Origin of the sequence: Pseudoflavonifractor phocaeensis (assembly GCF_016901735.1) — a bacterium.
GTDB lineage: Bacteria > Bacillota > Clostridia > Oscillospirales > Oscillospiraceae > Pseudoflavonifractor_A.
In genome coordinates this window covers 1-3,651 of the sequence record NZ_JACLZC010000118.1, presented here as the reverse complement: position 1 = coordinate 3,651, position 3,651 = coordinate 1, and the positions used below count along the sequence as shown (strand labels likewise).

The 3,651-nt window shown below is 59.3% G+C and carries 3 protein-coding genes and 1 tRNA gene; 1 reads left to right on the top strand and 3 read right to left on the bottom strand.

Features of this window, described 5'->3' with window-relative positions; genetic code table 11:
• Positions 1-278: 278 nt before the first annotated feature.
• The 3 genes from H7U37_RS14580 to H7U37_RS14570 all read right to left on the bottom strand — a co-directional run bounded on the left by H7U37_RS14580 (position 279) and on the right by H7U37_RS14570 (position 1,910).
• Positions 279-1,094, bottom strand: coding sequence for an esterase/lipase family protein (locus H7U37_RS14580; RefSeq protein WP_204876861.1), 816 nt, complete (start codon positions 1,092-1,094; stop codon positions 279-281).
• Positions 1,095-1,145: 51 nt separating this feature from the next.
• Positions 1,146-1,225, bottom strand: a tRNA-Leu gene (locus tag H7U37_RS14575).
• 211 nt (positions 1,226-1,436) lie between these two features.
• On the bottom strand, positions 1,437-1,910 hold the full coding sequence (locus H7U37_RS14570; protein WP_204876860.1) for a hypothetical protein: 474 nt from the start codon (positions 1,908-1,910) through the stop codon (positions 1,437-1,439).
• Between the two features lie 314 nt (positions 1,911-2,224).
• Here H7U37_RS14570 and H7U37_RS14565 point away from each other — a divergent pair, with 314 nt between their 5' ends.
• On the top strand, positions 2,225-3,439 hold the full coding sequence (locus tag H7U37_RS14565) for an AfsR/SARP family transcriptional regulator (RefSeq protein ID WP_204876859.1): 1,215 nt from the start codon (positions 2,225-2,227) through the stop codon (positions 3,437-3,439).
• The last annotated feature ends 212 nt before the right edge of the window (positions 3,440-3,651 follow it).

The window sequence follows — 3,651 nt, the reverse complement described above, 5'->3', positions numbered from 1 at the left end:
AGGGGCTGGACCAAAAGGGGCAGAAGGGGGGATACCCCCCTTCTGCACTTCCCCCAGGCGCTTTCACGGTACCTTCTGCCCTTTGTAGGGGGCGGACACTGTCCGCCCCGCCTTTCCTGTGGGCTCCGCCGCCCTCGCCGGGGTAATAGGATATCCTCCCACCTCGTAGGGGCGACCCTTGTGGTCGCCCGCTTCCATGCAGGCACTTTGACGTTTCCTGCACCACCTTCCACTTCTTCGACAGACTGAGAGCCGTCCCTTCGGACGGCTCCGGCTGCTCAGAAACCCATTTCCTTCAATTCGGCCACCATTTGGATATACTCCTCCACCACGTCCTTGGATACGCCCCGATACCGCAGGGGACGGCGGCGAAAGTCGACCTCATCCATGTGGGACATGCCCCGGCCGCCCACGCCCCGCCATACCGGCCGGAACCCCGTCCAGGCGGCGGAATCCACCGTGACCAGGCCGTCGTTCTCTCCCTCCACCCGGCTGATGATGCAGTTCTGCCACCACATAAAAACGTCGCTGCGGAACGAGCCCATCGCCCCGGCATAGCTGCGGTAACATACGCCGCCGGCATCGGGATTTTGGCGGTTGAACTCCTCGGCCCAGGCGGTGGTGAACTGGAAACAGACCCCGCAGAAATCCGGGTTCCGGTCGCCGATGAAGCGATACCAGCGGTTGACAAAAAAGCCCGCCAGGCGAAAGAGCCACTTGGGCAGGCGAAAAATGGCGTCCATGGTTTTGGAGCCGTGGTTGGGCGTGCCGATGAGGGTCACCGAGGCCACCCGGGGGGCCATGCCCAGGGAGGAGACCAGATAGCGGGCCTCCAGTCCTCCTTTGGAGTGGGCAATCAGGTGGACCTTTTGGCAGCCCGTCTCGGCCAGCACCGCCTCCACCTTCTTTTTCAGCGCGGCGCTGTTCTCCTCCACGGTAGCCCAGCCGTCCTGTCCGCCGAAAAAGACCTGTGCGCCCCGGTCCTCCAGCGCCTTGGGAATCCTGCCCCAGTAGCCGACCCCTTTCCAGTCCCGGAAGCCGGTGCCGTGGATGGGCAGGATGGGATATCGGACGGCGCAGCACTCTCTGTCCATTTTTGTCTTTCCCCGTTCCGAAAAAAGTGTTTTGGCGCTTTTTAAGTATAGTACGGGTAGTGGGATTTGAACCCACACGGTTGCCCACTGGAACCTAAATCCAGCGCGTCTGCCAATTCCGCCATACCCGCATATTCAGTTTCCCTCTATTTTTACTCGGGGAGGGGATACCCGGGGCGGAGCGTTACGCTTGATCCGCATCTATAAAAACAGGCCATGCCTGCTTTTACCTGGCTAATAGGAAATTCTTCACTGAGGTGGCAGCACCTAAATCTCGCATGTCTACCAATTCCATCACAGGCGCGTATGAGCGGCGCGGAACTCGTGCCGCTGTTTTTTGTTTTAGTGGGCGTAAAATTCGTCGGGTGTTTTTGCCATGGGGAGGGCCCTTTTTACCTGCTTTGAAAAGTCTGGCTTGCAGATCAGGACCCAAGCGTACCCATCATAGCAAATCAGCTCCAGCTGGGTCAATGGCGTCTGGAAACAATACTCCGGTGAGCCGAAATTTTCGATCTCCCAGTATGGCTCATAATTCCAAACCTCACAGGGCTGCGTACCTTTTGGCACTGCAGAGAGGACACCCCCCTGTGTAAAATGTACATAGCCCGCTGACAGATGCGCGGTCAGCTCTGTGCCATCCATCAGCAATCCTGTCCACTGCCAGCGCCTGCGAACTTCCTCCGGGCAGTTTGCCGCATACCAAAGATCATGGTCAGTAATGACCCAGTCATACTGGTACTGCAGATGCCCCAATGCCGAAAAAATGTCCAGCAAAGCATGGTTCAGTTCTTGCCGGGCAATCATCCAGAAGTCCATATCAAATCCTTCACTGAGGTGACAGCACCGAAATCCAGCGCGTCTGCCAATTCCGCCATACCCGCATATCTTGTTTGATTCCTCTTGACTTTCTTCTTAGTTTAGCAAAAATCACCGTCCCCGTCAAGGCAAAGGCCGTTACCCATAGCGAACGGTTACATTTTATAGTTTTCACAGTTTTCAACCTCAAAATTTGTATAACCAGAACGGTTATAAATTGCAAAAAACACTACCACTTTCCAGTCGAATATGTTATACTATGGCTACCTGAAGCGGCAGAGCCGCTGGATGACGGGGCGATGGGAGGAAGCGCAATGAAACAGAACGGCACCGCGGCCAAGGAACTTTCCATTTCGGTCAATATGCTGGGCGGATTCAGCATGGAGGTCAGCGGTAAAACCCTGACCGACGACATCAACCGCTCGCAAAAGCTGTGGAATGTATTGTGCTACCTGATCGTCCATCGGGACCGCACCGTCCCCCAGTCGGAATTTATTTCCCTCTTCTGGCCGGACGAAAACAGCGCCAACCCCGTCAACGCGCTGAAAACCCTCCTCTATCGGGTGCGGGCCATGCTGGAGCCCCTTTTCCCCCAGGATATGCCCCCCATCCTCTCCCAGCGCGGCGCCTACGCCTGGAATCCGGCGGTACGCTGTACCCTGGATACCGACCGGTTTGAGGAGCTCTGCCGGCAGGGGCAGGACGCCAAGCGCTCCGACGAGGAACGGATGGAGGCCTTCCGGCAGGCCCTGGCCCTCTACCGGGGAGATTTCCTCCCCAAGCAGGGGGGACATATGTGGCTGGTGGTCCTGTCCACCCGCTACCACACCCTCTACATCCAGGCCGTCAAGGATTACGCCGCCCTCTTGGAGGCCCACGGTGAATACCAGGAGATGGTCCAGACCGCGGAACGGGCCCTGACGCTGGACGATCTGGACGAAGAGCTCTACATCCTGGTTATCCGGGGCCTGGTGGCCCAGGGCCAGGAGTCCGCCGCCCTGGAGCACTACCAGCGGGCCACCGATATCCTCTACCGCAATCTGGGCGTCACCCCCTCCGATGAACTGCGCGCCCTCTATTCCCGTATCATGGATACCGAAGGCGATCTGGAGACCGACCTGGAGGTGGTGCAGAACAGCCTGCGCGAGACCGCCAGCCGGCCCGGCGCCTTTGTCTGCGAGTACGGCTTCTTCCGGGAAGCCTACCGCCTGGAGGCCCGGCGGGCCGCCCGCAGCGGCAACTGCGTCCACCTGGCGCTCATCACTGTCACCCTCCCCGGCGGCGGCATCCCCGAGCTCAACGTGCTCAACACCACCATGGACCGGCTGCTGGACGTAATCGTCAGCTGCCTGCGGCGGGGCGACGTGGTGGCCCGGTACAGCGGCGCCCAGTACGTCATCCTCCTGCCCGCCGCCAATTTTGAGGACAGCACCATGGTTATGGAGCGCATCGTCTCCACCTTTAACCGCCAATACCGGCGCAACTTTTTGAAGCTGGTCTACCGCATCCGGGAAATGGATCTCTCCTGACCGGTATCCCATCTTTTGAGGAAGGAGCTTAACGCCCCCTATGAAACGCAACCTGCCCGCCCTGCTGGCCTTTGCCGCCGCGGCGGTCGCTCTGGTGGCGGCGGGCATCCTGATCTGGCGCAGCAGCCAGGGTCCGGTCCTGCCCACGCCCCAGTACACCGCCCGGCCTGACCGACGAGACCCACATCTATCAGTACCTCTGGGAAAAGAGC